Origin of the sequence: Leucobacter triazinivorans, assembly GCF_004208635.1 — a bacterium.
In the GTDB taxonomy this organism is placed as follows: Bacteria; Actinomycetota; Actinomycetes; order Actinomycetales; family Microbacteriaceae; genus Leucobacter; species Leucobacter triazinivorans.
On the sequence record NZ_CP035806.1, the window covers coordinates 2,074,887 to 2,100,454 of the forward strand.

The 25,568-nt window shown below is 68.0% G+C and carries 25 protein-coding genes; 15 read left to right on the forward strand and 10 right to left on the reverse strand.

What is annotated here, in order from left to right:
• Positions 1-159 precede the first annotated feature (159 nt).
• Positions 160-765 (reverse strand): dCTP deaminase, encoded by a 606-nt coding sequence (gene dcd, locus EVS81_RS09470; protein ID WP_130110172.1) that lies wholly within the window; start codon positions 763-765, stop codon positions 160-162.
• A gap of 257 nt (positions 766-1,022) precedes the next feature.
• Positions 1,023-2,450, reverse strand: a complete 1,428-nt coding sequence (locus EVS81_RS09475) for an amidohydrolase family protein (RefSeq protein WP_130110173.1) — start codon at positions 2,448-2,450, stop codon at positions 1,023-1,025.
• 195 nt (positions 2,451-2,645) lie between these two features.
• Here EVS81_RS09475 and EVS81_RS09480 point away from each other — a divergent pair, with 195 nt between their 5' ends.
• The 3 genes from EVS81_RS09480 to EVS81_RS09490 all read left to right on the forward strand — a co-directional run bounded on the left by EVS81_RS09480 (position 2,646) and on the right by EVS81_RS09490 (position 5,739).
• Positions 2,646-3,353 carry an SDR family NAD(P)-dependent oxidoreductase gene (locus tag EVS81_RS09480; protein ID WP_130110174.1) on the forward strand — a complete coding sequence of 236 codons (708 nt, stop codon included), beginning with the start codon at positions 2,646-2,648 and terminating at the stop codon, positions 3,351-3,353.
• Between the two features lie 152 nt (positions 3,354-3,505).
• The gene (locus EVS81_RS09485; protein ID WP_130110175.1) at positions 3,506-4,738 is read left to right on the forward strand and encodes an acyl-CoA dehydrogenase family protein; all 1,233 of its coding nucleotides are present in this window, start codon (positions 3,506-3,508) and stop codon (positions 4,736-4,738) included.
• A gap of 5 nt (positions 4,739-4,743) precedes the next feature.
• On the forward strand, positions 4,744-5,739 hold the full coding sequence (locus tag EVS81_RS09490) for an alpha/beta fold hydrolase (RefSeq protein ID WP_130111378.1): 996 nt from the start codon (positions 4,744-4,746) through the stop codon (positions 5,737-5,739).
• 77 nt (positions 5,740-5,816) lie between these two features.
• Here the strand turns inward: EVS81_RS09490 and EVS81_RS09495 are convergent, their stop codons facing one another.
• Entirely contained in the window at positions 5,817-7,064 is a 1,248-nt protein-coding gene (locus EVS81_RS09495; protein WP_130110176.1) for an acyl-CoA dehydrogenase family protein, read from the reverse strand.
• A gap of 114 nt (positions 7,065-7,178) precedes the next feature.
• Here EVS81_RS09495 and EVS81_RS09500 point away from each other — a divergent pair, with 114 nt between their 5' ends.
• Positions 7,179-7,658 (forward strand): MarR family winged helix-turn-helix transcriptional regulator, encoded by a 480-nt coding sequence (locus tag EVS81_RS09500; protein WP_130110177.1) that lies wholly within the window; start codon positions 7,179-7,181, stop codon positions 7,656-7,658.
• Here EVS81_RS09500 and EVS81_RS09505 read toward each other — a convergent pair.
• The 6 genes from EVS81_RS09505 to EVS81_RS09530 all read right to left on the reverse strand — a co-directional run bounded on the left by EVS81_RS09505 (position 7,639) and on the right by EVS81_RS09530 (position 13,087).
• A complete protein-coding gene (locus EVS81_RS09505; RefSeq protein WP_338034675.1) occupies positions 7,639-8,742 on the reverse strand; it encodes a zinc-binding dehydrogenase in 1,104 nt (367 codons plus the stop codon). The two genes, EVS81_RS09500 and EVS81_RS09505, sit on opposite strands and share 20 nt — an antisense overlap.
• Before the next feature lie 5 nt (positions 8,743-8,747).
• A complete protein-coding gene (locus tag EVS81_RS09510) occupies positions 8,748-9,530 on the reverse strand; it encodes an ABC transporter ATP-binding protein (protein WP_130110179.1) in 783 nt (260 codons plus the stop codon).
• A gap of 10 nt (positions 9,531-9,540) precedes the next feature.
• Entirely contained in the window at positions 9,541-10,395 is an 855-nt protein-coding gene (locus EVS81_RS09515) for an ABC transporter permease (RefSeq protein ID WP_130110180.1), read from the reverse strand.
• Complete coding sequence (locus tag EVS81_RS09520; RefSeq protein WP_165384233.1) at positions 10,395-11,138, reverse strand: ABC transporter permease; 744 nt, start codon at positions 11,136-11,138, stop codon at positions 10,395-10,397. Before EVS81_RS09520 ends, EVS81_RS09515 begins: the two co-directional genes overlap by 1 nt.
• A gap of 103 nt (positions 11,139-11,241) precedes the next feature.
• Positions 11,242-12,240, reverse strand: coding sequence for an ABC transporter substrate-binding protein (locus tag EVS81_RS09525; protein WP_130110182.1), 999 nt, complete (start codon positions 12,238-12,240; stop codon positions 11,242-11,244).
• Between the two features lie 133 nt (positions 12,241-12,373).
• Positions 12,374-13,087, reverse strand: coding sequence for a GntR family transcriptional regulator (locus EVS81_RS09530; RefSeq protein ID WP_130110183.1), 714 nt, complete (start codon positions 13,085-13,087; stop codon positions 12,374-12,376).
• A gap of 158 nt (positions 13,088-13,245) precedes the next feature.
• Between EVS81_RS09530 and EVS81_RS09535 the strand changes: the two genes are divergently transcribed.
• From EVS81_RS09535 to EVS81_RS09585, 11 genes are all read left to right on the forward strand, one after another.
• Positions 13,246-14,085: an SDR family NAD(P)-dependent oxidoreductase gene (locus EVS81_RS09535; protein WP_130110184.1), complete on the forward strand. Its 840-nt coding sequence runs from the start codon at positions 13,246-13,248 to the stop codon at positions 14,083-14,085.
• A 72-nt stretch (positions 14,086-14,157) separates the two neighbouring features.
• Positions 14,158-15,087 carry an NAD(P)H-binding protein gene (locus EVS81_RS09540; RefSeq protein ID WP_165384234.1) on the forward strand — a complete coding sequence of 310 codons (930 nt, stop codon included), beginning with the start codon at positions 14,158-14,160 and terminating at the stop codon, positions 15,085-15,087.
• Complete coding sequence (locus EVS81_RS09545) at positions 15,084-15,932, forward strand: N-acyl homoserine lactonase family protein (protein WP_130110186.1); 849 nt, start codon at positions 15,084-15,086, stop codon at positions 15,930-15,932. Before EVS81_RS09540 ends, EVS81_RS09545 begins: the two co-directional genes overlap by 4 nt.
• Positions 15,925-16,818, forward strand: a complete 894-nt coding sequence (locus EVS81_RS09550) for an NAD(P)-dependent oxidoreductase (protein ID WP_130110187.1) — start codon at positions 15,925-15,927, stop codon at positions 16,816-16,818. Before EVS81_RS09545 ends, EVS81_RS09550 begins: the two co-directional genes overlap by 8 nt.
• A gap of 44 nt (positions 16,819-16,862) precedes the next feature.
• Positions 16,863-17,270, forward strand: coding sequence for a carboxymuconolactone decarboxylase family protein (locus EVS81_RS09555; protein WP_130110188.1), 408 nt, complete (start codon positions 16,863-16,865; stop codon positions 17,268-17,270).
• Complete coding sequence (locus EVS81_RS09560) at positions 17,267-18,163, forward strand: NAD(P)-dependent oxidoreductase (protein WP_130110189.1); 897 nt, start codon at positions 17,267-17,269, stop codon at positions 18,161-18,163. Before EVS81_RS09555 ends, EVS81_RS09560 begins: the two co-directional genes overlap by 4 nt.
• The gene (locus EVS81_RS09565) at positions 18,160-18,930 is read left to right on the forward strand and encodes a carboxymuconolactone decarboxylase family protein (protein ID WP_130110190.1); all 771 of its coding nucleotides are present in this window, start codon (positions 18,160-18,162) and stop codon (positions 18,928-18,930) included. Before EVS81_RS09560 ends, EVS81_RS09565 begins: the two co-directional genes overlap by 4 nt.
• Positions 18,927-20,504: an FAD-binding oxidoreductase gene (locus tag EVS81_RS09570; protein ID WP_130110191.1), complete on the forward strand. Its 1,578-nt coding sequence runs from the start codon at positions 18,927-18,929 to the stop codon at positions 20,502-20,504. Before EVS81_RS09565 ends, EVS81_RS09570 begins: the two co-directional genes overlap by 4 nt.
• Positions 20,505-20,541: 37 nt before the next feature.
• Positions 20,542-21,939 carry an FAD-binding oxidoreductase gene (locus EVS81_RS09575; RefSeq protein ID WP_130110192.1) on the forward strand — a complete coding sequence of 466 codons (1,398 nt, stop codon included), beginning with the start codon at positions 20,542-20,544 and terminating at the stop codon, positions 21,937-21,939.
• Positions 21,936-22,769 carry an SDR family NAD(P)-dependent oxidoreductase gene (locus tag EVS81_RS09580; RefSeq protein WP_130110193.1) on the forward strand — a complete coding sequence of 278 codons (834 nt, stop codon included), beginning with the start codon at positions 21,936-21,938 and terminating at the stop codon, positions 22,767-22,769. The genes EVS81_RS09575 and EVS81_RS09580 overlap by 4 nt, the downstream gene beginning before the upstream one ends.
• Positions 22,766-23,869, forward strand: a complete 1,104-nt coding sequence (locus tag EVS81_RS09585; RefSeq protein ID WP_205879307.1) for a zinc-binding dehydrogenase — start codon at positions 22,766-22,768, stop codon at positions 23,867-23,869. The genes EVS81_RS09580 and EVS81_RS09585 overlap by 4 nt, the downstream gene beginning before the upstream one ends.
• Before the next feature lie 130 nt (positions 23,870-23,999).
• Here EVS81_RS09585 and EVS81_RS09590 read toward each other — a convergent pair whose 3' ends face one another.
• Positions 24,000-25,559: an FAD-binding oxidoreductase gene (locus EVS81_RS09590; RefSeq protein ID WP_130110194.1), complete on the reverse strand. Its 1,560-nt coding sequence runs from the start codon at positions 25,557-25,559 to the stop codon at positions 24,000-24,002.
• Positions 25,560-25,568: the final 9 nt, after the last annotated feature.

Genomic DNA, 25,568 nt, shown 5'->3' on the forward strand with positions numbered 1-25,568 from the left:
TGCCCGACGCGCTGGCGCCACCGCGCCAGGACGGCCGAGCGGGCACGAAAAGCTCAGGAGAAGACGCGTAGCGTCTGATCGCTGTTCGCGCGGCGGCTCCTGCCGCCGGCAGGCGCAGGAGAAGTCGCGCGGGGTCTGATCGCTCCCGCGGAGGGGACGTCAGCCCCCGAGCTGCCCCTCGTCGGTAACCGTCACGTCGGCGCGGTGGAAGTTGAGGTGCGACCGCGAAGCCGTGGGGCCGCGCTGACCGAGGTAGCGCGAGTACGTGGCGCCCGAGCCGTACGGTCGCTCGGCCGGCGAGGAGAGCCTGAAGAAGCAGAGCTGGCCGATCTTCATGCCGGGCCAGAGGCGGATCGGCAGGGTGGCGACGTTCGAGAGCTCGAGGGTGACGTGCCCCTCGAAGCCGGGGTCGATGAAGCCGGCGGTGGAGTGGGTGAGCAGGCCGAGACGGCCGAGCGAGCTCTTGCCCTCGAGGCGCGCCGCGATGTCGTCGGGCAGGCCCACCCGCTCGAAGGTCGATCCGAGCACGAACTCGCCGGGGTGCAGGATGAAGCCCTCGGCGGGGTCGACCTCGATGAGGCGGGTGAGTTCGGGCTGCTCTTCCGCAGGATCGATGACCGGGTACTTGTGGTTGTCGAAGAGGCGGAAGTAGCGGTCGAGCCGCACGTCGACGCTCGACGGCTGCACCATCGACGGGTCGCTCGGGGAGAGGCTGATGCGCCCGGAACCGAGCTCGGCGTTGATGTCGCGATCTGAGAGCAGCACGTGAACGATTCTACCGATGATGGGGCGGGCGCGTCTCAGCGCTCTCGCCGGGCGGGTACTGCGTCGGCGACGTAGTCGACGGCCGCGAGGGGACTGTTGCGCTGAGCGAGTGGTGTTCCTGATGCATGCCGAAGCTCCGCGCCGCTATATGACGAAACGGCGGGAGGGGGGGGAAGCTGCATCCTGTTCCGATGGAGCGGACCCCGCAGGCGGTGTGGGTGGGCGGCGTCGCACGCGGCCCACCCACACCGCGTCGATCAGCGGGTGCGGTACTGGTAGGGGTTGCTGAGGATCTCGGTCTCTGGGATCTCCGGGAACATCCCGGCGTTCCAGGTCTCCTCGCCGAGCGAGCCGCGGAGGAACTCGAGCGTGTTCTCCAGTTGGGTGCGCGCCGCTGGGACGCGCGTGCGGTCCACGAGTTTGCTGTTGAACTTCACCGGTGCGCCGCCGACAAGCACGGTGTGCACGTCGCCACGTCCGGCCTGGTAGACGACGTGACCGTAGGGGTTGATGATCGGCGTCATCGTCGGCGAATCGTCGTTTTTGATGAGCACGACGTCGGCGAGTTTGCCGACCTCGAGGCTCCCGACCTCGTCGAGCTTGCCGATGGCGCGCGCGCCGCCCCGTGTGGTCCAGTCGACGACGTCCTCGACGCGCAGCGTCGCGTGCGTCACGGTGTCGTTCGTCTGGTGCGCGATGTAGTGCTCGAGTGAGCGGTCGGCGCCGATTGTGGAGCGCATCGCGGAGAACATGTCGGAGCTGAACCATACGCTCGTGTCGATGGACAGCGAGGCGGGGATGCCGTGCTTGCGCAGCGCGCTGGCCGGCGGGTAGCCCTGGCCGCAGGTCTGCTCGCTCTCGGTTGACAGCGAGACGGTGCCGCCCGTCGCGGCGATCTTCTGGTACGACTCGTCGCTGAGCGTGGCCGCATGCACGTAGGTGTATCCCGGCTGCATTACACCGTGCTGGTACATCATGTCGATGCCCTTGTCGCCGGTGGCGCCCCAGACGCCGGCATGCGTGGTGACCGGAATCCCGAGTTCGCGAGCGGCCGCGAAGGCAGCGGCCTCGGGGAAGCCGTCGTCGCCGGGCACGTCGAATGCGAGCTGCGTCGCGAAGATGCGCGAGTCGTCGCGCGCCCCCGTGATCACGCGGCGCACGGCCGGGTCCTGCGTCCACTCCCACGGTGCGGCGTGGATGTTCCCGTAGGCGAAGACGAAGCGCCCTGGCGAGGTCGCGAGCGCCTCCACGGCCGCTTCGCCGTGCGCTGGCGTACTCAGACCATGCGACCAGTCGACGCTCGTGGTGACGCCGCCCTCGATCGCGTCCAGTGCGGAGATGAGGTTGCCGGCGGCGATGTCCTCGGGGCGGAACTTCATGCCGTGTTCGAGGTAATACCAGACGAAATACTGCGACAAGGTCCAGTCGGCTCCGTAGCCTCGCATTGCCGTCTGCCACATGTGGCGGTGCGTGTCGATCATGCCGGGCATGACAATGCCGCCGGCCGCGTCGATCTCGAACACGCCATCGGGGGCATCGATGTTCGGTCCCACAGCGGCGATCTTCCCATCGACGACGAGCACGTCAGCGTCGCGCAACACCGTGTGCGCTTCGTCCATCGTCAGCACGATTCCGTTGCGGAATACGATCGGCTGCCCGTCCTGGGGCAGGGCGAGATCTGTCATGGGCATATCCTCCTTGATTTGCTGGTGACCCCGTGAGCACCCCGATTCCGGGGCGTCGAAGTTGACATTCTTGCTCAGGTCGACTTGACTCCTGAGTTAAGCATTACTGAACGAAGTTGTCCAGTCGGGCTTCCGGGGATCGATCGAAATTGAGGCGATCCTCAGGTCAGTCAGGCGCCGCACCGAAGGAGAATTGTGAGCAAGAAGACTATCGTCGTCGTCGGGGGAACCTCCGGGATCGGCCTGGAAGTCGCCCGGGACAGCGTCGAGCGGGGAGATCGCGTCGTCATCACCGGGCGCGACGCGGAGCGCGCCGCAGCGATTGCCGCCGAGCTCGGACCGGATGCCAGTGGCATCGCCCTGGACATCTCCGAGCCCGAGGGGATTGCGGCCCAGCTCGCGCAGATCGAGAGAGTCGACGGGCTGGTGCTCGCGGCCATCGAGCGCGATGCGAACACGATCCGCGACTACGATATCGCGCGCGCCCGTCGACTCGTCACGCTCAAGCTCGTGGGCTACGCGGAGACGGTGCACGCGCTGCTGCCGAGGATGACGAACGACGTCGAGACTGGTGTCGTGCTCTTCGGCGGTCGGGCGAAGGATCTGCCCTACCCCGGATCGACGACGGTCTCGTCGATCAACGGCGGCGTCGTGGGGCTGACGCACACACTCGCCCTCGAGCTCGCCCCGATCCGGGTGAATGCGCTGCACCCCGGGATCATCGGCGACAGTCCGTTCTGGGCCGAGAAACCCGAAGGTGTCCTGGATCAGTACAAGGATCGGACGCCGGGCGGCGAGTTGGCGACTATGAAGGACGTCGTGGGCGCTACGCAGTTCCTGCTGCGAAACACGGGCGTTTCCGCAGTGAATCTCTACGTGGATCGCGGCTGGAACGTCACCTGAGCGAGTGGTGGCTCCGGCGCGCCCGAGTCACCGCATTCCGAGGGTCGCCACCCCGGAAGGTTGTTATAGTTATCGAAACTAGTATTGTAGGATCGCAGCATTGGCGGCCGCACACCGTGCGGCCGCCTCTCTTCAATGACGAGAGGACGACGATGACCGAGAGCCGATACGCCGAGCTGCGGACCGAGGATGCCGAGCAGCTGGAGGAGCGGCTGCTCGCCGCGGTGCGGGACATGGCGGACGAGATCCGCGAGCGTGCTGCCGAGGCCCAGGAGATCACGCACATCCACCCGGTGATCCACGAGCGCTTCAAGGAGCTCGGGCTCTACCGGATGTACATTCCGCGGGTGCACGGCGGTCTGGAGGTCACGCCCGCGACCTTCTTCAAGGTGATCATCGAGATCGCCCGGGCGGACATGGGGACCGCGTGGTGCTTCTGCCTCTCGGCGAACCACGCGCTGATGGTCGCGAACTGGTTCCCGTCTGCGATCCACGCCGAGGTGTACAACAATGGTGACTTCCGTGCAGCCTCAATGTACGCGCCGACAGTGAAGGCCACGCCAGTCGAGGGCGGCTACCAGCTCGACGGTGTCGTCAACTACTGCTCTGGAATCCCGTACTCCACCTACTTCCTCGGGCAGGTGCGTCTTCCGGGTTTCGACGCCGACGGCAATCCCAGGATCGGGCTCTATCTGGCTCCAGAGGGGTCGTACGAGATCCTCGACGACTGGGGCAACATGCTCGGCCTCAACTCGTCTGGCTCCAACAGCATTCGTTTCACCGGGGCGTTCCTGCCCGAGCGCTTCATGGTCGAGGACGCCAATCTGATCGACTACGCGTTCGACGCGGATAGCCCCGGCTATCAGGCCTACGGCAACGCGATGTACTCTGCGAGGCACAACAGCAGCTTCGCCCTGGCACTCGGCGCCATCTGCATCGGTGGCGCGAAGGGGGCTCTCGACGAGTACCGGCACGCGATGGACACGCGGAAGATCACTGTGCCGCCGTTCTCTCCACGGACCGAGGATCCCGACTTCCAGCGCTACTACGGCGGTGCCATCGTGAAGATCGCCACCGGGGAGGCAGCGCTGCTTCATGCGCTGGGAGAGTGGCTCGTAGCGGCGGAGAAGAATGTCAGCGGCGAGCAGGCGTTCACGATCGCGATCGACAACCTGCTCGGCGGGATCGGTCGGGAGATCATGCTGCAAATGTGGGAGGTCGTCGAGAAAGACCTGTATCGCACGATCGGGGCTTCCGCGTCGAAGAAGGGGGAGCGCTTCGAGCTCGTCTTCCGCGACATGGCCCAGGCTGCGGGGCACCGCAATCCCCAGCTGCGCGACGTTGCATTCCGGTTGATCGCGCTGGACGCGCTGCAGGGAGCGTGACCGGCATGGCGGCGGCGCTTCCCGAGGAGTTCGCTGCGCATCCGCTGCGGACCGTGCGGAAGGGGCACTTCTGGATCGCGGGTGAGCGGGTCCCGGGCGAGCGCGGGCTCGTGCAGCGAGCCCCGCTCTATGTCGAGTGGGAGGCACCGGCCGAGATTACGCAGCCCTACCCGCTCGTGCTCGTGCACGGCGGCGGCGGCCAGGGAACGGACTGGAAGGGGACGCCCGATGGGCGCCCCGGTTGGCTCGATCGCTTCGTCGACGCGGGGTATCTGACCTACGTCGTCGACCGGCCGGCGCACGGTCGCTCGTGGGCTCATCCCGATGTGGTGGGCGAGCTGGGTGCCCAGTTCAGCTACGACCTCGCCGTCGGGCTCTTCGACACGCCGATCCCGGGGCACGATCAGGCGCCCTGGAGCGATCGGATCGGTGATCCGCAACTCGACCAGCTCATCGCCGGTATGGGGTTCATGCCGGCGGACCTTGCCGAGTCCCAGCGTCTGGACCAGGAGCGGATCGGGCGCCTGCTCCAGCGGATCGGGCCGGCGGTGCTCGTCACGCACTCCGCCGGCGGTCCAGCGGGGTGGTTGGTCGCCGACGCTCACCCGGAGCTCGTGAAGGCAATCATGGCGATCGAGCCGATGGGTCCGCCGTTCTTCGAGTTCGGGCCCGGGAGCCGCTTGGACTGGGGCGTGACCGCGGCGCCGTTGCAGTACGCACCGGAGGTGCAGGATCCTGCTGAGCTCGAGCGGGACCCCGCGGCCTTCCGGTTGCCGGCGCTCGCGGGTATCCCCGCTGTCGTGATGGTCGGCGCATCTTCTCCGTTCGCCATCTGGGCGGGTGGGCTGGTCGATTACCTGCGTTCAGCCGGTGCGGATGTCGAGCTGATGAATCTTGCGGATCACGGCGTCGCGGGGAACGGGCACGCGATGATGTTCGAGAAGAACTCGGACGCCGCGATCGTGCCCGTGCTCCAATGGATTGCCGACGCTGTGTCCTGACATCGATGCGCGGTGCGACGCGAAATGGCGGGGCCCGGTCGCCAAGACCGGGCCCCGCCATTTCGCGTCGATGCCGTCTACATCGTCAGCGGCTGGCCGAGCAGCACGCGGCCGAGCGAGCCGAGGAGCACATCGTGCTGCGCGCCGATGTGGGTGCGGTACATCGCGGCGTCGGCGGAGTACTTCCCAAGCTTCGTGCCGGCGAGTCCGGAGGCGGACGAGCCCGCCGTCGAGAACGCGATCTCGATCGCTTGCTGCGCGAGCTTCGCAGCCTGCACGATCTGCCCGCGCAGGCGCACATCCTCGGCGGTGGTGAACTCGGCCCCACCGACGGTCCAGGCGGTGTTCAGCTGCTCGAACTCCCGCAGCGCGCCGAGCATGAGCGTCTCGGACGATTCGGCGAGAGAGACGACCTGGCCGTACCAGAGCTGGTACTCGGGCGACTCGGAACGCGGGATGCGGGGCGGGAAGCTCGATCCGCGCTCCATGAGTTTCTCGTATTCGTCCTTGCATGCCAGCGCTGCACCGATCTGGGTCTGCGTGAGGCCGGCGATGAAGAAGGCCGAAGTACGGCCGAGGTAGAGCGGGTTCCGGTGCAGGCGATACCCGGGGGTAGCGTCCTCGCCCCACTCCAGGTCCTTGAAGTTGAACGGGACGACGTTGTGCTCAGGGACGAACGCTCCTTCGATCTCGATCGAGTTGGAGCTGGAGGCGTGGAGGCCGATGGTCTTTCCCGCGCCCCAGTCGTCGAGGATGGTGAAGTCCTTCCGCGGGAGGATGAACATGTGCAGCTCTGTCGAGCCGTCCTCGTGCGTGACGGGCGCAACCGGCATGAAGTGCGTGCTGTACGTGCAGCCCGAGTTGAAGTTCCACCTCCCGCTGAGCGTGTAGCCGCCATCGACCCGCTGCACGTCGGCGCGCAGCGGGAAGGCGCGGGAGGCGGCGATGAAGGGCTCGGCGGAGCCGAATGCCTCCTCCTGCGCGCGCTCCGGGAAGTGGGAGGCGAATTGATAGGCGTGGCTCGCGCCGAGCTCCCAGGACCAGCCCACGCCGGGGTCGCCGCGCGAGATCTCGATCGCGACGCGGAAGAAGGTCTCGAGGGAGACCTCGAGACCGCCGTAGCGCTTCGGGCGGAGCAGGTCGTACAGCCGGTGCTCGACGAAGGCCTCGTGGATCTCCTGCGAGTAGGTGCCGAGCTCAGCATGTTCGGCTTGCAACTCGCGCAGGCGCTCGCGGAGGCTGCGGGCGCTGGCGATGAGCTCATCGGCGCTCGGATCGACCGAGGTGGCCGTGGCCGGGGCGGTGGTTTCGAGAGTGGGGGTCATGGGGTCTCCGTTGCTTCCTCGCTGGACGGGTGGCATGCGCCATTATGGATAGATATAATAACTATATCTATCCCGTCGGGACCGATCAAGACGACGACTGATTAGAGTGGTGGCATGGACAACGAGGCGACACAGGCCGAACTCCTCGGGGAGCTCGGTGAGCGCGTGGTCGAGATCTTCAGGGTGCTGCAGCCCGAGGTGCTCGTCGATCGACCAGGGCTGATCGCCGTGACGCGATCCGAATCCGAGATCATGCGATTCCTCATGGCGGAGCCCGGGGCTACGGTGACGCACATGGCGCGGGTGTTCGGCCAGCACAAGAGCAACACGAGCACGCGTGTCGCGGCACTCGTGGAGAAGGGGCTCGTGCGCAAATCCACCAGCGAGGGCGACGGGCGCGAAGTGCGGATCCATCCGACCGAGCTCGCGGTGAAGAACTTCGCGAGCTACCGGGAGATCTGGGCGGAGCGACTGGCCGATGCCGTGGTCGGCCGGGAGGCCGAACTTGCGGATGCCGTCGCTCTGCTGCGCGCCCTCGCCGAGAACCTGGCGCGCGAGCGGAACGCCGAGCACCTCATTCCCGATCCGAGCTGAAATCCACGAACACCCCGCTGAGGTCGTCCAGCGTCTGGGACTGCCGCGCCGCGCGGTCGATCTCGTCCAGGCGATAGCGGTGGGTGAGAATGCGCGAGCAATCGATTCGGCCTTCGCGGAGCAGTGCGATCCACTCCGGCATGTCGCGATCCAGCGTGAGCTGACCGTTCTGGCACCCGATCACCCGTTTGCCGAGCACGGTGAGGTGCAGTTGCGGGATCGACACCTCGGTGTCCGAGTGCGCCACCCCGGTGAGGACGGCCGTGCCGGCACGCCGGGTCATCAGTACCGCATCCCGCGTCGCCGACGCAGAACCGGCGGCTTCGATCACGGCATCCGCTCCACGTCCCGCAGTGCGCGCCCGGACGGCGCCGACGGCGTCTTCCCTGGAGGGATCCACGAGAGCGTCCGCACCCAGCTCGAGCGCAAGGCGGCGGCGCTCCGGATGCGGATCGATCCCGATCACCTCGCCGGCTCCGGCGAGGCGTGCCGCCTGCACCGCCCAGAGCCCGAGGTGCCCGAGTCCGAGCACCGCGACCGTCTGCCCAGGTGCGACCTCCGCGATGCGGAAGATCGCACCGAAGGCCGTGGAGATGCCGCAGCCCAGCAGGCTCGCCTCGGCGTCCGGGAGATCCGGAGGCAGGGGGTGCAGTTGGATGCGATCGACGCGCATGTGGCTCGCGTACGCGCCAACGCGGCCCGCCGCGCGCACCTCAGTGCCGTCGTGCATGGTGCCGATGACAGGGTCGCCCTGGTCCATCAGCACCGAGCACTGGTCGGGTCGTCCCTGCTGGCAGTAGAAGCACTCGCGGCACTGCGGGGTGCCCGCGACGAGCACGCGATCGCCTACCGCGAGGTCGCTCACCCCGGCGCCGAGGGCCTCGACCATGCCCACCGCGGTATGTCCTAGGATGACCGGGGGTCGCTTCCGGCGCATTGCGCGCCAACCCATCCAATCGGTCGAGCAGAACGGGGCCGCGAGGGTCCGCACAAGCACCTGGCCGTGACCGGGACTTCCCAGATCGATCGTTGCGAGGTCGAAGGGGGCGTGGAACTCTGTCAGCACAGCGGCACGGGCGAGCATGCGCGTCACTTCCCGTGGATGAGGCGAGCGACCTGGCTGCGCAGTTGCACGAAGCGGGGCAGCTCTCGCGTGGCAATCTGATCGCGGGGGAAGGGCAGATCGATTTCGACGTCGCTGCGGACGTGGGCCGGAGGGCGTGAGAGGACGATGACGCGGTCGGCCAGGTAGACGCTCTCGTCGATGTCGTGGGTGACGAAGAGGATCGTCATCCCGTGGTGTTCGCGGATGCGCAGGACGAGGTCCTCGAGATCCTCCCTGGTCTGCGCATCGACCGAGGCGAAAGGCTCGTCCATCAGCAGCAGCTTCGGGCGGTATGCGAGCGCACGGGCGATCGCAACGCGCTGCTGCATGCCGCCGGAGAGCTGCCACGGGTAGCGCCGCTCGAAGCCGGCGAGGCCGACCTCGGTGAGCGCCTCGCTCACGGCGCGCTGCGTATCGGCCTTCTGCGCGCCGGCGCGCTTCAGCGGGAAGGCGACGTTCGCGGCGACGCTCAGCCAGGGCAGCAGCGAGCGGCTGTAGTCCTGGAAGACCATCGCCATGCCGTCGGGGACACCGGTGATCCGGGATCCCGATACCCAGACGGCCCCGTCCGTCGGCTGCTGCAAGCCGGCGAGAGTGCGCAGCAGTGTCGTCTTGCCCGCGCCGGAGGGACCGACGATAGAGACGAACTCGCCCGGCATCACCGAGAAGTCGAGTCCGTCGAGAGCGTGGTGGGCGGCGTCGCCCGTGCCGTAGGTGTGGGAGACCGCGTCGACGCGTACGAGCGGTTCGGTGGTGAGGGAAGTCATGTCCGCTCCTTCAGATCTTGGCGCGGGACAGGCGGTGCCACGCGAGGGTACGGTGCTCGATGCGTTCGAGCAGCAGGTTGATGAGGAGGCCGAGGAGCGCCAGCGCGAGCATCCACGACCACATGTCGAGCATCTGGAAACGACCCTGCGCCTGGATGAGCAGGTAGCCGATGCCGTTCGTCGCGAGCATGAACTCCGAGACGATCGCCAGCAGCAGCGCTGCGGTGCTCGCGATGCGCAGCCCGGCGAAGATCTTGGGCATGGCAGCGGGGATGACGATGGTGAACAGCTGCCGAGCCGGTGAGACCTGGAAGATGCGTCCCATCTCGAGCACGGTCTTGTGGATCGTGCCGACGCCCGAGGCGGTGTTGATCAGCACGAACCAGGAGACGCCGTAGGCGATGAAGGCGACGCGCATGTCGTCGCCACCGCCGAGCAGGGTGATGAAGAGCGGAAGCGCGGCGGTCGCGGGGACCGAGCGCAGGAACTCGACGATCGGGGTCATCGCGTCGCGGGCCACGCGGTTCAGCCCCATGAGCACGCCGACGACGATGCCCCAGGCCGAGCCGAGGGCGAAGCCGAGCAGCATTCGCCCGACCGTTGCGAGGAAGTCGCCGAGCGGTCCGGCGGTGCCTCCTGTGGAGAGCAATCCCCAGAGATTCTCCGCAATTGCGAGCGGCGGGGGGAAGAACGGCGACGCCGCGCTGGTGGCTGCGACCTGCCAGAGGGCGACGAGCACGATCAGAGGGACGAGGAGGTAGCCGAGCGCGGCGGCGGCGCGGTGGGTGCGGGCTGGGAGCGTGCTGCTCCGGCGCGGCACGGCGATACCGTGGGTGAGCAGGCTGCGGGGCGTGGTCTGCGTCATCACTGCGCTCCTCTGGTCGTGGCGTCCCAGGCGAAGAATCGCCGCTCGATCCAGCCCAGGATGAGGTTGATCACAAGGCCGAGCACGCCCGCGATGAAGGTGGCTGCGAGCACGGTGAGATAGGAGTCCGCGTCGCCGTAGGCGCGCGTCCGGGATATGAACGCCCCGAGTCCTTGCGCGCCGCCCGCGATGAGCTCGACGGTGATCACAACGATCAGGGCGATGGAGGAGGCGATGCGCACGCCAGTCGCGATGAACGGCGTGGACGCCGGGATCACGATCCGGCGAATGACACCGAAGCGGGATACACCGAAGCTGCGCGCCATCTCCTTCGCGTACGGGTCGACATCGTGGACGCCGTAGAGGGTATTGAACATGATCGGCCAGACGGCGGCGAAGACGACGATCACCAGCTTCATCTCGAGACTCGAGCCGAGCACGAGGATGACCAGCGGCACGAGCGCGACCGGCGGGATGGGGCGGATCAACTCGACGATCGCTCGCGCTGAGCGATAGACCGGCTGAGACAGCCCGAAGGCGATTCCGAGCGGCACGGCAACGACGATGGCGATCGTCATCCCGAGGACGTACGCCGTCAGCGTCGCGAGCACGTCTGTGCGGAAGACGGCATCCCCCCAGAGGGCGAGCGCGCGCATCAGCACCTCGGAGAACGGTGGGAGGAATCCGCTGGCGATCAGTGAGGACCGGGACGCAATCTCGAGGATCAGGACCAGAACGAGCACGCCGGCCGCACCGCGCCGGAGCGCGACGCGCGAGCCGCGTCGCGCTCGCGTCGACCCTGCGGCGGCCGATCCGGCCGCCGCAGGGCGGGTCCGCGCGGAGGACTCAGCAGTCGGCCGGAGCGTCGAGGACATGATCCGTGAAATCGAACTCGTCGGTCAGCAGACCGCTCTCGAAGTAGATGTCGGCGTTGCGCTGGATCTCGGCGAGGCGATTCGTGCGTTGGTAGTCGAGCATCACCTCGGCCGCGGCGACTTCAGCCGGGGCGCCGAGCAGCGACATGAACTGCGTCTCGAACAGGTCGCGGTCGTCGACGAGGGCGCCCTGCGCCTCGAGCAGTGTGCACTGGATGGCCCGAACCGTGGCGGGGTTCTCGTCAGCGTACGTCTGCGAGGCGATCCAGCCGGATTCCGCCATACCGGTGTACTCGCCGGCGCCGTAATCGAAGACGGTCGTGCTCCCGAGGCCGCGGACCGCGGCGAGGGTCGGACCGACCGCGCTGGACGCGTCGATCGTTCCCTGCTCGAGTGCAGCCGCGACCTCCCCGTAGGGCAGCTCTACCCAGTCGACGGCATCGGGGTCGAGCCCTTCGGCGAGCATCGCGTGTCGCAGCTTGATGGCGTGGCTCGATGTGAGCGAGATCACGTTCACCGTGCGACCCTCGAGATCCGCGAGGGACGCGATCCCTGAGTCGGGCAGCGCTTCGAGCGATCCGGTGTCGGGGGTGCTCGCCCATCCCTCGGCTATGACGACGATCGGCAAGCCCTGGTTGATCGCGTCGATCACTCCGAAGTAGCTGGAGTTGGCGGCCGCCGTGTCTCCGGAGATGACGGATGTTACGGCGACGCCGCTGTTGTCGACGTACACGGGCTCGACCTCCAGCCCGTATTCGGCCGCGGTCTGTTCTGAGGCGAGCTGGAGCGGAACAGTTCCGGGGCCCTGGATTCCACTGATGCGGACTGAGCTCACCTCGGGGGTGCCGTCGGATCCTTCGGGGGCCGTGGTCGTGGCCGTGGACGAACAGGCGGCCAGGGCGAGCACCGCGCCGAGCGCGAGGGAGATGCGGATCCCTCGGTGGCGGGCAGGGGGGTGCGGGATGGTCATAGAGCGGTCACTCCTTCGTAACTGCGTATGGCGAGCATTTCGTCTGACAGTAGTACATGATTACTGAGCAGTCAATCATACAATCCCGCAACGCCGAGTGCGCTGCGGGACAGAGGCGGCCGTGGGGCGGGGTTCAGTCGGTGGAGCCGTGCGACTCGCGCAGGTGCTTCAGTGCGTTCACCGCGGCATTGCGGACGTGCTGTGCGCACAGGCGCGCGGCCTCAGCCGGCTCGCGGCGCACCGCGGCTGCGGCGACGGCGCGCAGTTCGGCGACAGCCGCGTCAGAGCGTCCCGGCTCGCTCATCGAGGTTGCGCGAAGCAGGCGTACGCGAGCCTGCAGGCCCTCGACGATGCCCGCGAGCGTGGGGCTTCCTGCCCCTTCGACCAGCACCTCGTAGAACTGATCCTTGGAGTCGAGGACGATGCGGATGTCCTCGGTGCCGGCAGAGGAGGCGGCGAAGCGCTCCACGGACTCGACGAGGCGCGCGAGCTGCGCGTCGTCCGCTCGCTGCACGAAGCGCTCGATGAGGAGCGACTCGAGCAGCGCGCGAATCTCGTAGAGATCCTCGGCCTCCTCGAGCGACGGTGTGGAGACGATCGCGCCGCGCTGCGGGACCACCGTGACGAGGCCCTCGCTCGTGAGTTCACGCAGGGCCTCGCGCACGGTGGTGCGCGAGACCTGCAGCTGTTCGATGAGTTCGCGCTCGACGAGTCGCTGGCCCGGGCGGAACTCGAAATTGAGGATCGCGGATCGCAGCGCCTGAATGACCTGCTGGCGCAGCGGCGCGGCGATGCGATCCATCGCGGGCTTCGTCCAGGGGGATGCTGCAGGCGCGGAATCGCTCATGGCTTGCCTTCACTCTCGAGTCGTCATGATCATAGCGCCGGAGTGGCGAAGATGTATGACGAAGACACTATCCGACATCTGGATGTCGACGTAGGCGTATAGTACTGTATGACAATCGGTCAATCGGCCGACGAGAGGGCCGGAAGGGGCAACGGGATATGGATTACGCAGGGCTCGAGGGCAAGGTTGCGATCGTGACGGGCGGCACCGGGGGGATTGGCGAAGCGATCGTCGATCGGCTCATCCGCTCCGGTACTCGGGTCGTGATCGTCGGTACGAACGCCGAGCGCGCGCGGGCCCTCGCGGCGAACTATGGAGAGCAGGCGATCGGCGTTGCCGCCGATGTGTCCACGGAGGCCGGTGTCGCAGTGTACATGAGCGCTGCGCTGGAGGCGTTCGGCTCGGTCGATCTGCACGTGCTCAATGCCGGGATCGCGGGCACGCCGGGTCAGCTGATCGCCGACGCCAGCGTGGCGGAGTGGGATCAGGTGATGGGAGTGAATGTGCGCGGTCCGTTCTTGGGGATCCAGGCGGCACTGCGGGAGTACTCGAAGACGGGGGCGACTGGCTCGATCGTCGTGATGGCGTCGATCGCGAGTCTCCGGGGCGCGGCCGATCTGCTGGCCTACACGGCGTCGAAGCATGCGGTAGCCGGGCTGGTCGAGGGCGCTGCTGTGCACGCCGGTCCGGTCGGCGTGCGCGTGAACGCCGTCGCGCCAGGGCTGATCCCGACGCCGTTGTTCGGTGAAGCCGGTATGGAGAATATGCGCCAACGGGCGTCGACCTCGCCGCTGCGCCGTGCGGGGGAGCCTGATGAGATCGCGACTGCGACGGCCTTTCTCCTCAGCGATGACGCCTCCTACATCACCGGCACGCTCCTCTCCGTCGATGGCGGCTCGAGTGTGCAGAACAACTGTCGCTACGGCGGCGGTGCGGGGTTGTGGGATCCTTCCGAGATCGACGCGCCGCTGCTCGAGTCCTTCGGGCGGCTGGACTAGTCTGTACGATTGTCATACGATAGTAGTATCCATAGCGGAAGCGCTCGAGGGCGAGCGCGGAAGGAGAACGCCGTGTACATCGTGACCGGAGTGGGCGGTTATGTGAGCTCCCGAGTGGCCGAGGCGCTGCTGAGGAGTGAACCGGCCGAATCGATCATCGTGACGACGCGCAGCGCAGACACCGCGGCGACGTGGCGCGCCCGTGGAGTCGATGCGAGAATCGCGGACTACAACGACTCGGGCTCGCTGCGACGCGGCTTCGAGGGCGGGCGCTCGCTCTTCATGATCTCCGGTATGGAGGCCGGTCCACGTCGGCAGCGGCAGCACGGCGACGTCGTGGATGCGGCTGCCGCCGCCGGTGTGGAGCACCTCGTCTACACTTCCTTCCTCGGCGCCGATCATCCCGGCGCGAGCTCAGTGGAGGTCGCCGACCATCAGTTCACCGAGCAGCGGGTGCGTGAGAGCGGCATGCGCTGGAACTTCATGCGCAACAGCCAGTACGCCGATGCCATGGCCGAGAACCAGGCGGCGATCTCCATCGCGTCCGGGGTGAGCGCGGGCAACACCGGCGAGGGCCGCGTCTCCTTCGTCTGTCGCGATGACGTCGCCGAAGTCGGTGCCGCTCTGCTGCGCGGCGCCGGCGAGCCCAATACCGGGTACGACGTCACGGGCCCCGAGGCCTTCACCTATCGCGAGGTGGGCGAGATGATATCCGCGCTCTCCGGTGCGTCGATCGAGATGCGGGACCTCAGCGACGACGAGATGTACGCGCTCTGGGACGGGCTCGGCGTGCCGCGCTCCGCGGACGGAGACTTCTCCGCCTCGCCGGTTCCCTGGGCGAGCGACGGGATGGTGACGCTCGGCCGGATGATCCGCGAGGGGCACTGCGCGAACGTCACCGACGTCGTCGAGCGGTTCACGGGACGCCCGGGGCGGAGCCTCGAGGACCTGATGCGCGCCGCGCAGCCCGGCTGGCCGGCCCCCGGGGGCGTGACGGCATGAACGACGCGGAGTACGAAGTTGTCATCGTCCGCTACGGCACCCGCAGCGGGCATCGCGGCGAGGTCTACCTGAACTACCCGATCTACGGCGAGCCGGATGCTCCGATCGGCATGGACTACTACGTCTGGGTGATCCGTAACGAGCACCGCACGGTACTCGTCGACACCGGGTTTTCCCCACTGGGTGCGGAGCGCCGGCAACGCACCTTTGTTCGCGCGATCCCCGAGGTCTACGCCGCGCTGGGCATCGACACCGGCGCCGAGCAGACGCTCGTCGTCACCCACGCTCACTATGACCACATCGGTAATCTCGCCCTCTTCCCGCGCGCGCAGGTGCACATCAGCGGCGTCGAGTTGGACTTCTGGCTGAGTCCGATGGGCGAGCGGAAGCAGTTCAGCCACTCCACGGAGCCGGACGAGATCGCCGCGCTCCGCACGGCCCTCGACGAGGGCCGCGTGACCCGGGTCGGCGAAGGCGACCTCATCGCCCCCGGCATCGAGCTGCTCGAGATCGGTGGGCACACCCCCGGGCAGCTCGCGGTGAAGGTTGCGACCGACGAAGGGACCGTGCTGCTGGCCTCGGACGCGATCCACTACTACGAGGAGTATGAGGCGGACCTCCCCTTCGCGTTCGTCGCCGACCTCCCGGCAATGTACGCCGGCTTCGACCGGATCAGAGGTCTGATCGAGCGAGGTGACGTCGACCACCTCGTCTCGGGGCACGACCCGGCCACCCTGCAGAGATTCACGCCGGTGACGGACGGGCCGCTGGCGGGCATCGCCGCGACCATCGGCCAGGCGCCGCAGGCCCACCACGACGAGGAAGCAGAGCAGAGCAATGACTGAACGAGCGGGCTTCATCGGCCTCGGGAACATGGGAGGACGCATGGCGCGCCGCCTCGTCGAGGGCGGTGTCACGGTGCACGGCTTCGATCTGGATCCGACGACCGCGGCCGCGGTCGGCGCGCAGGCGCACCCCTCTGCCTCGGACGTGCTGGCGCAGAGCGACGTCGTCTTCCTCTCGCTGCCCGACAGCGGCGTCGTCGAGCGCGTCGTGTTGCAGGACGAGCGCTTTCTCGCCGGTCTGCGCGCGGGAATGACGATCGTCGATCTCAGCACCGCCGCACCTGCCTCGACGCAGCGGATCGCCGCAGCCCTTGCCGAGCGTAGTGCCGCGTACATCGACGCGGGGATCTCCGGCGGTGCCGCCGCAGCGGAGCGCGGAACACTGACGTTGATGGTCGGCGGCGATGCCGAGGCGCTCGAGCGCACCCGACCGCTGATGGACCGCTTCGCTGCGAAGATCGTGCACATGGGCGCCTCCGGTGCTGGACACTCGACGAAGCTTCTCAACAATTTCCTGAACGCCATCAGCCTGTCGGCGACGGCCGAGGTGATGGTCGGGGCGAAGCGTGCCGGACTGGATCTGCACAAGGTGCTGGATGTGCTCAATGCGAGCTCGGGTGTCAACTTCGCCACACTGAACCGCTTCCCGCATATCGTCGAAGGCGACTACCTCGAGGGCGGGCTTACGAACGCGCTGATGATGAAGGACGTTGTTCTCTACGTCGAGCACCTGCAGGAGCTCGGGGTGGTCTCGCTGAACGCCCCCGGCCCGCTCTCCAGTTTCGGCCTCGCGAATGCCCTGGGCTATCGCGACGCCATCAGCAACACGGTCGTCGATGCCATCGGCGACGTCTCGGGTGGAATCCGTCTGCACGACGGTGCCTGAGCGCGACGACCGACGACGACTTCACAGGAATCGAGGAGTTCAGCATGACTGTCAATGAAGCGAGCCACCGCCAGACCTACGAAGAGGGGCTCGAGATGCGCCGGCGGGTGCTCGGGCACGATCACGTCGAGCGGTCGCTCGCGCAGGTCAGCGAGTTCGGTCGACCGATCCAGGAGCTCGTCACCGAGTACTGCTGGGGCGGCGTGTGGACACGGGAGGAGCTCGACCCGAAGACCCGCAGCCTGATGAACATCGTGATGCTGTCCGCCCTCAACCGCGGACACGAGCTCGGTGTGCACGTGCGCGGTGCGATCCGCAACGGCGTCACCGTCGAGGAGATTCAGGAGGCCCTCATCCAGGTCGCGGTCTACGTGGGGGTCCCCGCAGGGCTCGAGTCCTTCCGCATTGCGGAGTCGAAGCTGGACGAGATGCGGGCGGCGGGCGAGCTGTGAGCGAGCGCCTCACCATCGGGTTCATCGGGCTCGGCAACATGGGCACGCCGATGTCGCGGCGCCTGCTCGACGCAGGTATCGGCGTGCGCGGCTTCGACCTCGACGCGGCCGCGCGAGAGCGGTTCGCCCAGCACGGCGGCACCGCCTTCGACGATCTCTCGGAAATGGTGCCCGGCTGCGCTCAACTCATCCTGATGCTGCCCAACTCCGACATCGTCGGTGCGGTGCTCGAGGGCGACGGCGGCGTGCTCGAACGGATCGACCCTGGAACGCTGATCGTCGACATGAGCTCGTCCGAACCGCTGCGCACCCGGGCGCTCGCTGAACGGGTTGCCGCGCGCGGCGGACGATTGATCGATGCCCCCGTCTCGGGCGGGGTCGGAGGGGCAAACGCCGGCACACTCTCGATCATGGTCGGTGGGAACGCTGCCGATGTCGCCAGTGCCGAGCCGGTGCTCGCGCACCTCGGCCGCGTCAGCCACGTCGGCGCCGCCGGCGCCGGCCATGCGCTGAAGGCAATCAACAACCTGATGTCGGCGACGCATCTGTGGGTGACGAGCGAGGCGATGCAGACCGGCATCGCCTTCGGTCTCGCCCCGGAGACGATGCTCGAGGTGGTGAACCGCTCCAGCGGCCGCTCCGGATCCACCGAGCACAAGTGGCCGAAGTTCATCCTCGGCGAGAGCTACGACTCGGGGTTCAGCCTCGCGCTGATGCTCAAGGACATGCGGATCGCGACGGGCCTGGCCGAGCATCTCGGCGTGCCGCATGCTCTGAGCGACGCGGCGGTGCGCCACTGGCAGATCGCCGACGCGGATCTCGGGCGGGGCGCCGACCACACGGAAGTCGCGAGATGGCTCGCGCAGCACACGGAAGGACCGGAGGGGCGATGAGCGAGAAGGAGACGATCCGCGCGGAAGCGGAGGAGATCCTCGGCGAGTGGAACGGCAAGTTCCAGGCGGTGCTGGATCTGGACCCGGCGTTCATGGATGCATACGCGAAACTCGAAGCGGTGCCGCATCGCAAGGGCGCGCTCGACGAGAAGATCCAGCACCTGATCCGTCTCGCCGTTGCCGCCAACGCAACGCACCTCTACGTGCCGGCCATCCGGCGTCATGTCCGTCGCGCATTCCAGGCGGGAGCCACGCCGGCCGAGGTGATGGAGGTGCTCGAGTGCGCCGCGACCCTGGGAATCCACGCGATGAACATCGGCGTACCGATCCTGGCGGAGGTGCTCGAGGAGGCCGGCCTGCGCTCCGGCCCGCGCGAGTTGGACGCGTACCAGCAGCGGCTGAAGGAGGATTTCACCCGCAACCGCGGCTACTGGCACGCCTTCTGGGACGAGATCCTCGAACTCGCGCCCGAGTTCTTCGAGGCATACACCGATTTCTCCTCGGTGCCGTGGAAGAGCGGTCCGCTCGAGCCGAAGGTGAAGGAGTTCGTGTACATCGCGTTCGACACCGCGGCCACTCACCTCTACACCTCGGGACTGCGCCTGCATCTCCAGAACGCGGTGCGCTACGGCGCGACCGAGGGCGAGCTCGTCGAGGTGATGGAGATCGCCGCGACCCTGGGGATCCACGGAGTCCTCGAGGCCGCGCCCATCCTGGCCGAGGAATCGCGCTCGCGCGCGACCGCGGAGCGGAGCGCCGAGCGATGACCGCGCAGCCCGACTATCGGCTCGACAGCGCGACGCTCGCCGCGTTCCGCGAGATCCTGCCGGCCGACGCGATCGTCGTCGATGAGGCCGGCCGCGACGAGTACCGCGACCCCTACTGGCACCAGGACGACCGCAGCTACGATTCCTCTGCCGTGCTCTACCCCTCTACCACCGAGGAGGTGCAGGCGGTGATGCGCGTCGCCGATGCGCACGGTGCTCCGATCTGGGTCTCCTCGCAGGGGCGCAACAACGGCTACGGCGGCCCGTCGCCGCGCGTGCGCGGCAGCGTGCTCGTCAGCCTGCGCCGCATGAATCGGGTGATCGAGATCAATCCGACTCTCGCCTACGCCGTCGTTGAGCCCGGGGTGACCTGGTTCGACCTGCACGAGGCGCTGCAGGCGGGCGGGCACGACGACCTGATGGTCTCGGTCCCCGATCTCGGCTGGGGCTCCGTGATCGGCAACACCATGGACAGCGGCGTGACCTACCTTCCGCTCGGTATGGACTATCAAGCGCCGACGGGGCTCGAGGTCGTACTCGCCGACGGCTCGATGCTGCGCACCGGCATGGGCGCGATCCCGGGTTCCCCATCGTGGCACGTGTACAAGCGCGGGCTCGGGCCGGTCCTCGATCCTCTGTTCGTGCAGTCCAACTTCGGGGTCGTCACTCGAATGGGCTACTGGCTGATGCGTCGACCCGCGATGTACGCCCCACTCTTCCTGACGGTGCCGCGCGCGGATCAGCTCGAGCAAGCGATCGACATCCTCCGCGAGCTGCGTCTGGACGGCGTGATCCGCGGCGTGCCGGTGATGCAGAACACCATGACGCTCTCCTCGCACTTCCCCGAGCTGCTCGGTCAGATGCAGGCGCAGAACGCGACGTTCAGCGAGGCGCAGCTGCAGCAGCTGGCTGACGAGAGCGGCGTCGGCCGGTGGGGGATGCGCACGGCCGTGTGGGGCGATGAGGTCGTCGTGGCGCGTCAGATCGAGCGAATCCGCGAGGCCTGGGCGGCGATCGACGGCGCGCGGGTGGACCACCACCGCAGCTACCGGCGCGACGAGTGGGATCAGATCGAGCACTTCGTCGACAAGGTGCAGGCGGGGATCCCGAGCCTGGACATGATGGAGTCCTTGCCGGAGGGTATCGGGCACGTCGGATTCTCTCCGGTAGTGCCGCTCGAGGGCACGCGTATCCGCGAGGTCGCCGAGCTCCTCGAACGGATCGTCGTCGAGGAGGCCGGCAGCAATTTCGTCGCCGGGATCTGCGTCATCAGCGAACGCAGCGCGATGATCGTCAGCGGACTGGTGTTCGATACGACCGACGCGGAGCAGACCGCGCAGGCCTACGCGACCGCCAAGTCGATGGTGCGCGCGGCCGGGGAGCGGGGCTACGGTGAGTACCGGGCGCACCTCGACTTCATGGATCTCGCGGCGGAACAGTACTCCTACGGCGAATTCGCCTACCGCCGTTTCGTCGAGAAGATCAAGGACGCCGTCGACCCGAACGGCATCATCATGCCGGGACGCCACGGGATCTGGCCGAGCAACCGGCGCACAGAGGACCGCGCGCAGTAGCCGCAGCGGACGAGCTCAACGAGGAGTGGACTGGAACATGAGTACGGAAGTGAACCCGGACGCGCTCGTCGCGCTGCGGGGCGAACTGACCGGCCCCGCGTACCTGCGCGGGGAGGACGGCTACGCGGAGGAGCTCGCGGGTTTCAACACGCTCTCCCCGCTGTCACCCGATCTGGTCGTCGGCGCCGTCGACGAGCGCGATGTGCAGCTCGCGGTGCGCTTCGCCCGAGCGGCGGGGCTGCAGGTGAGCGTGATGGCGACCGGCCACGGCTCCTACTGTTCGGTGCCGGAGGGCGTGCTCATCCGCACGCACCGGCTCGACGCGATTGATGTCGATCCCGAGACCCGGCGCTTCACGATCGGCGCCGGCGCCCGGTGGATGGATATCCTCCCGCGACTGGCCCCGCACGGCCTCGGCGCCGTGACCGGCTCCTCGCCGAGCGTCGGCGCCGTCGGGCTGACTCTCGGCGGCGGCGTCGGGCCGCTCAGCCGCACCTTCGGCTGGGCGGCGGATCGAGCCGTTTCCTATCGGCTCGTCGACGGCCTCGGCGAGCTGTTGACGGTCTCCGCGGATGACCACCCCGATCTCTTCTGGGCGCTCAAGGGCGGCAAGGTCGGGCTCGGGATCGTCACCGAGATGACGCTGGAGGCGCTGCCGCTGCGGGAGGTCTATGGCGGCGGGATCTTCTTCGCAGAGGAGCATATCGAGGCCGTGCTGCGTGCCTGGCTGCCGTGGACGAAGACGCTGCCGGAGGCCGCGAACACGTCGATCGGCATCCTGCGGCTGCCGGAGGATGTGCCGGCACCTCTGGGTGGTCGGACGCTCGCGCACCTGCGATATGCGTACGCCGGGCTGGAGCTCTCCCCGGAGGACCTCGAAGCCCGCGGCGCCGAGCTGCTCGCCCCGATGCGTGCGATCGCCGACGCCCTCGTCGATGGTGTCGGCATCCTCGCCTGCGATCGCGTCGGTGAGATCCACGCAGAGCCCTTCGGGCCGTTGCCGATCTGGGAGCGCGGCGAGTTCCTCGACGCGATCGACGAGACGTATATCGAGACCCTGCTCGCGCATGCCGGCGCCGGCACCGATGCGCCGTTCTCGAACGTCGAGACCCGGATGTTCGGCGGGGCGACGCACCGGGAGCCCGCAGCGCCGAACGCGATCGGAGGGCGCGGCGCGGCCTTCTCGCTGCTGGTGATCGGAGTGGATGTCCCCGGCGTCACCGACGAGGCACTGCGCCGCGTCGGCACGGCGCTGTTCGACGACGTCGCGGCGTACGCGCACGCCGAGGTCAACTACAACTGGGCCGGCCACCCGACCGCTCAGACGTGGCGGCGGTTGTGGTCGCCCGAGACCGCGGCGCGCCTCGCGGAGGTGCGTCGGCGCTACGACCCGGAGGCCCGTTTCGCCTTCGGCGACCAGGAGGGATCGCGATGACGGAGATCAACGGGCGAGTCGCGGTTGTCACCGGGGGAGCCTCGGGCATCGGACGCGGGATAGCCGAGGCGCTGCGCGAGGCCGGCGCAACGGTGGTGATCGCGGACATCGAGCGGGGGGCGCTGGAACAGGCCGCGGCGGAGCTGGGAATGACGGGGATCCACGTCGATGTCTCCGACGCCGACAGCGTGCAGCGCCTCGCCGACGAGGTGGTCGCCAAGTTCGGCTCCGTCGGCATCGTGGTGAACAACGCCGGGGTCGGGCCGCTCGCCCGCATTGAGGACCTCACGCTCTCCGACTGGGACTTCATGCTGAACGTGAATCTCAAAGGAGTGATCCACGGTGTGCGGAGCTTCCTTCCGCTGCTCGTCGCGAACCCAGACGGAGGGCACCTGGTGAACACCGGATCGATGGCCTCGTTCGCGTCGATGGCGAGCGGTGGGGCCTACAACGTGACGAAGTACGGGGTGGCTGCGCTCACGGAGACGCTCGCGCTCGAGCTCGCCGAGGACCATCCCGAGGTGCGCACGACGCTCCTCGCTCCCGGCACGGTGCGCACGAACATCAAGTCGAGTCTGCGCAATCAGCCGGCGGGCCGCTCCGGCGGCCTTGCGGATGTCGACATCTCGGGTGAGCAGGCAGCTGACATGCGGTGGATCGATCCGTTGGAGGCGGGCCGGATCACGGTCCGCGCGATCCGGGAGAACCGCCTGTACGCGCTGACCCACCCGGACTGGTGGCCGATCGTCGAGACGCGCTTCGCGCAGATCGAGCGGGCGTTCGCCGAGGGGATCGCGGAACTCGCTCCCGGCTCCGAGGCCGCGCTGTGAGCGGCCGGCTGGCCCGGGCTGGTGTGCTGCGGGAGATCGGCCGGCCGTTCTCCATCGAGGAGGTGGAGCTGCTGGCTCCCGCTGCGGGGCGGGTCATCGTGCGGACTCACGCGAGCCCGTTCTGCTCGACCGATGTGAAGAACTGGAAGGGGCAACTCTACAAGATTCCGCCGACGATCCTCGGGCACGCCTCCATCGGCGAGGTCGTCGAGGTCGGTCCCGGCGCCCCGGCAGCGCTCGTCGGCCGCCGGGTCGTGGTGCCGGGCACCCCGGAGTGCGGAGCGTGCTACTACTGTTCGATCGGCGAGCCGTGGCAGTGCGGCGAGCTCTTCGACCTCGGGGGCATCTACCCGGATGTGGCGCGAGGCGCCGATGGCGCCCTCATCTCGTGCGCCGGCTGCGTCGGCGGCTATGCGGAGTTGATGTCGATCTCTGCGAACCAGGTCTTCCCCATCGACTCCGACCTGCCCTCCGACGTGCTCTCGATGCTCGGCTGCGGCGTCAGCACCGGAGTCGGGTCGGTCGTCAACATCGCTGGGCTGCGGCCGGGTGAGAGCGTCGCGATCGTCGGCGCCGGGCACCTGGGGCTCTGGATGCTGCAGGCCGCGCGCGCCTTCGGCGCGGGGCGGATCTTCGTCATCGAGCCGCACGCCGGGCGGCGCGCCATCGCCGAGCGACTCGGGGCCGACCTCGTGCTCGACGGCGTCGACGGCGAGGCGACCGTGGCGCGCGTGCAGGAGGCGACGGGTGGGCGCGGCGTCGATATCGCGCTGGAAGCCGCTGGGCCCACCGCCGCGCAGCGGCTCGCCGTGCGGCTCACGCGCCGCGGCGGCCGGACTGTGCTCAGTGGATTCGAGATCGGCGGGGCGGATGTCGCGTTGCCCCAGGTCGAGACCGCGCTGCAGAGCCGCCAGATCCTGAGCACGCAGAACGGCCACGTGCACATGCGCACTGACCTGCAGCGCTACGCCGGGCTGCTGGAGCGCGGCCTGCTCGATCCCAAACCCGTCTACACCCGCAGCTACGCGCTCGACGAGCTCGATCTCGCGCGCGATCGCTCCGGATCGCTCGAGGATGTCTGCGGCATCGTCGTGTTCTGACCGTCGTTCACCGGTCCCGCACCACTCCGCGCTGACTGTTTCGGTGGGTGGCCGTCCCGGATCGACGTCGAGGCCCCCGGTTGCCGCACTCGTCGCGGTGACCGGGGGCCTCCCCATTCGGGCTTGCTTCTCAGTCGCGGTAGCGCGCCGGCCAGATCCCGTGCCGCCCCGGCATGATGATGCCGCGCGGGTCGACGGCGTCCTTGACGGACTCGACGAAACGGCGGTACGCGTGGTCCCCGAAGGAGTACTGCGCAGCTGCCCGGTCCATCACGTCGATGTGGGCGCGGTACTCCCCATAGCCGAGTTCCGCGATCTCGTCGATGAGCAGTCGCACAGTGTCGAAGGTGTCCTGCACGTGCTGTGGATCGCGTCGGTCGAAGCTCAGCGAGCTGACGATCATGGCGCTACGGTCGTTCGTCGGGAAGATCGCGCAGACGAAGTTCGCCCCGGTGCGCTCGATCACGCGCTGTTTGATCCGTTCTACCACGGCGACGACTTCGCGCCCCTGCAGCGGGACGATCGGGGAGAACCCGACGTGGCCCACCCAGTCGGGCATCTGCTCCATCATCTCCATCCCGGGAATCCCGGCCGAGATCTTCTGCATGAAGGTATCGATCTCATCCCAGTTCTCCGGCGTGAAACGTCCGAGCACATCGACACGGGACCCCTCGAGGGCGCCCCAGGCCTCCTGGATCCGCCGCAGGTGGTGCTCCACGACGGGGGCATCGCCCCACAGCGCAGTGCGCACGCCCCAGCGTCCGATGCCGGTCGCTGCAGCGAGTCCGTCCAGACGCTCCTCCGGCCAGGTGGCGTCGGCGCCGGGGAACATGCCGAGGTGCTCGGGGAACTGCGTGCCCATCGTGATGAGGTTCTGCAGATTCGGCACGCCTCGAATGACTCCGTCGAGGCGCAGCTCGCGGATGATGTCGATGGCTTGGCCGAGCTGGTGCTCCGCCGGGACCGAGAGGTACAGCGGCATGTAGGCCTTCGGGCGGCGCATGAGCCAGACGCCCATGCGCGTGACGATGCCGAAGTTTGACTGGGTGAATAGCGGGTCGAGCGTGGGGCCGAGCCCGCGCTTGTAGACGTGCCAGGATGGGGAATCCGGGAGCGCCCCCATGCCGGTGCGAAGCAGCGAGCCGTCTGCGAGCACGACCTCCATGCCGGTGGGCGCCTGGAAGTCGGTGCCGAGTGGCAGATAGGTCATGCCGTTGTCCATCGAGTTGCCGATGATGGAGCCCCAGCCGACGTCGGGGACGGAGAGCATGAGCTCATCGCCGAGCTCGTGCAGTGCGGCGTGGAGGTCGATCCAGCGCACGCCGGGTTCCACGACTGCGTAGGCGAGTTCAGTATCGATGTGGAGGATTCGGTTCATCCTGCGGAGGCTGACCAGCAGCGAGCCCGCGACACGGGGCGAGGGGCCTCCGTAGCCGTTGTTGCGTCCCTGCGATGAGACCCAGATGGGGATCTCGAAGCGGTTCGCGATGCGGACGACCTCCTGCAGCTGCTCCCGGTCGGCAGGGAAAGCCGCACCGCAGGAATCATAGCTGCGGTCCTCGGCGTGCCAGTAGGGATCGCGGTACTCGTCGCGCTCCTCCTCGGTGAGGAGCATGTGCTCGCGGCCGACGACGGCGATGAGCGCGTCGCGGGCTGCGGTGGGGAGCTGGAACGGTGCGGGCTGCGGCATGAGATCCTC

Bases quoted from the DNA above. Each gene is read 5' to 3' on its own strand.
- EVS81_RS09500 (WP_130110177.1), top strand. From the start codon at position 7,179: ATGGACAACGAGGCGACACAGGCCGAACTCCTCGGGGAGCTCGGTGAG.
- EVS81_RS09580 (WP_130110193.1), top strand. From the start codon at position 21,936: ATGACGGAGATCAACGGGCGAGTCGCGGTTGTCACCGGGGGAGCCTCG.
- EVS81_RS09570 (WP_130110191.1), top strand. From the start codon at position 18,927: ATGACCGCGCAGCCCGACTATCGGCTCGACAGCGCGACGCTCGCCGCG.
- EVS81_RS09510 (WP_130110179.1), bottom strand. From the start codon at position 9,530: ATGACTTCCCTCACCACCGAACCGCTCGTACGCGTCGACGCGGTCTCC.
- EVS81_RS09515 (WP_130110180.1), bottom strand. From the start codon at position 10,395: ATGACGCAGACCACGCCCCGCAGCCTGCTCACCCACGGTATCGCCGTG.
- EVS81_RS09575 (WP_130110192.1), top strand. From the start codon at position 20,542: ATGAGTACGGAAGTGAACCCGGACGCGCTCGTCGCGCTGCGGGGCGAA.
- EVS81_RS09495 (WP_130110176.1), bottom strand. From the start codon at position 7,064: ATGACCCCCACTCTCGAAACCACCGCCCCGGCCACGGCCACCTCGGTC.
- EVS81_RS09530 (WP_130110183.1), bottom strand. From the start codon at position 13,087: ATGAGCGATTCCGCGCCTGCAGCATCCCCCTGGACGAAGCCCGCGATG.
- EVS81_RS09545 (WP_130110186.1), top strand. From the start codon at position 15,084: ATGAACGACGCGGAGTACGAAGTTGTCATCGTCCGCTACGGCACCCGC.
- EVS81_RS09505 (WP_338034675.1), bottom strand. From the start codon at position 8,742: ATGCTCGCCCGTGCCGCTGTGCTGACAGAGTTCCACGCCCCCTTCGAC.
- EVS81_RS09475 (WP_130110173.1), bottom strand. From the start codon at position 2,450: ATGACAGATCTCGCCCTGCCCCAGGACGGGCAGCCGATCGTATTCCGC.
- EVS81_RS09525 (WP_130110182.1), bottom strand. From the start codon at position 12,240: ATGACCATCCCGCACCCCCCTGCCCGCCACCGAGGGATCCGCATCTCC.
- EVS81_RS09490 (WP_130111378.1), top strand. From the start codon at position 4,744: ATGGCGGCGGCGCTTCCCGAGGAGTTCGCTGCGCATCCGCTGCGGACC.
- EVS81_RS09535 (WP_130110184.1), top strand. From the start codon at position 13,246: ATGGATTACGCAGGGCTCGAGGGCAAGGTTGCGATCGTGACGGGCGGC.
- EVS81_RS09565 (WP_130110190.1), top strand. From the start codon at position 18,160: ATGAGCGAGAAGGAGACGATCCGCGCGGAAGCGGAGGAGATCCTCGGC.
- EVS81_RS09485 (WP_130110175.1), top strand. From the start codon at position 3,506: ATGACCGAGAGCCGATACGCCGAGCTGCGGACCGAGGATGCCGAGCAG.
- EVS81_RS09550 (WP_130110187.1), top strand. From the start codon at position 15,925: ATGACTGAACGAGCGGGCTTCATCGGCCTCGGGAACATGGGAGGACGC.
- EVS81_RS09590 (WP_130110194.1), bottom strand. From the start codon at position 25,559: ATGCCGCAGCCCGCACCGTTCCAGCTCCCCACCGCAGCCCGCGACGCG.
- EVS81_RS09555 (WP_130110188.1), top strand. From the start codon at position 16,863: ATGACTGTCAATGAAGCGAGCCACCGCCAGACCTACGAAGAGGGGCTC.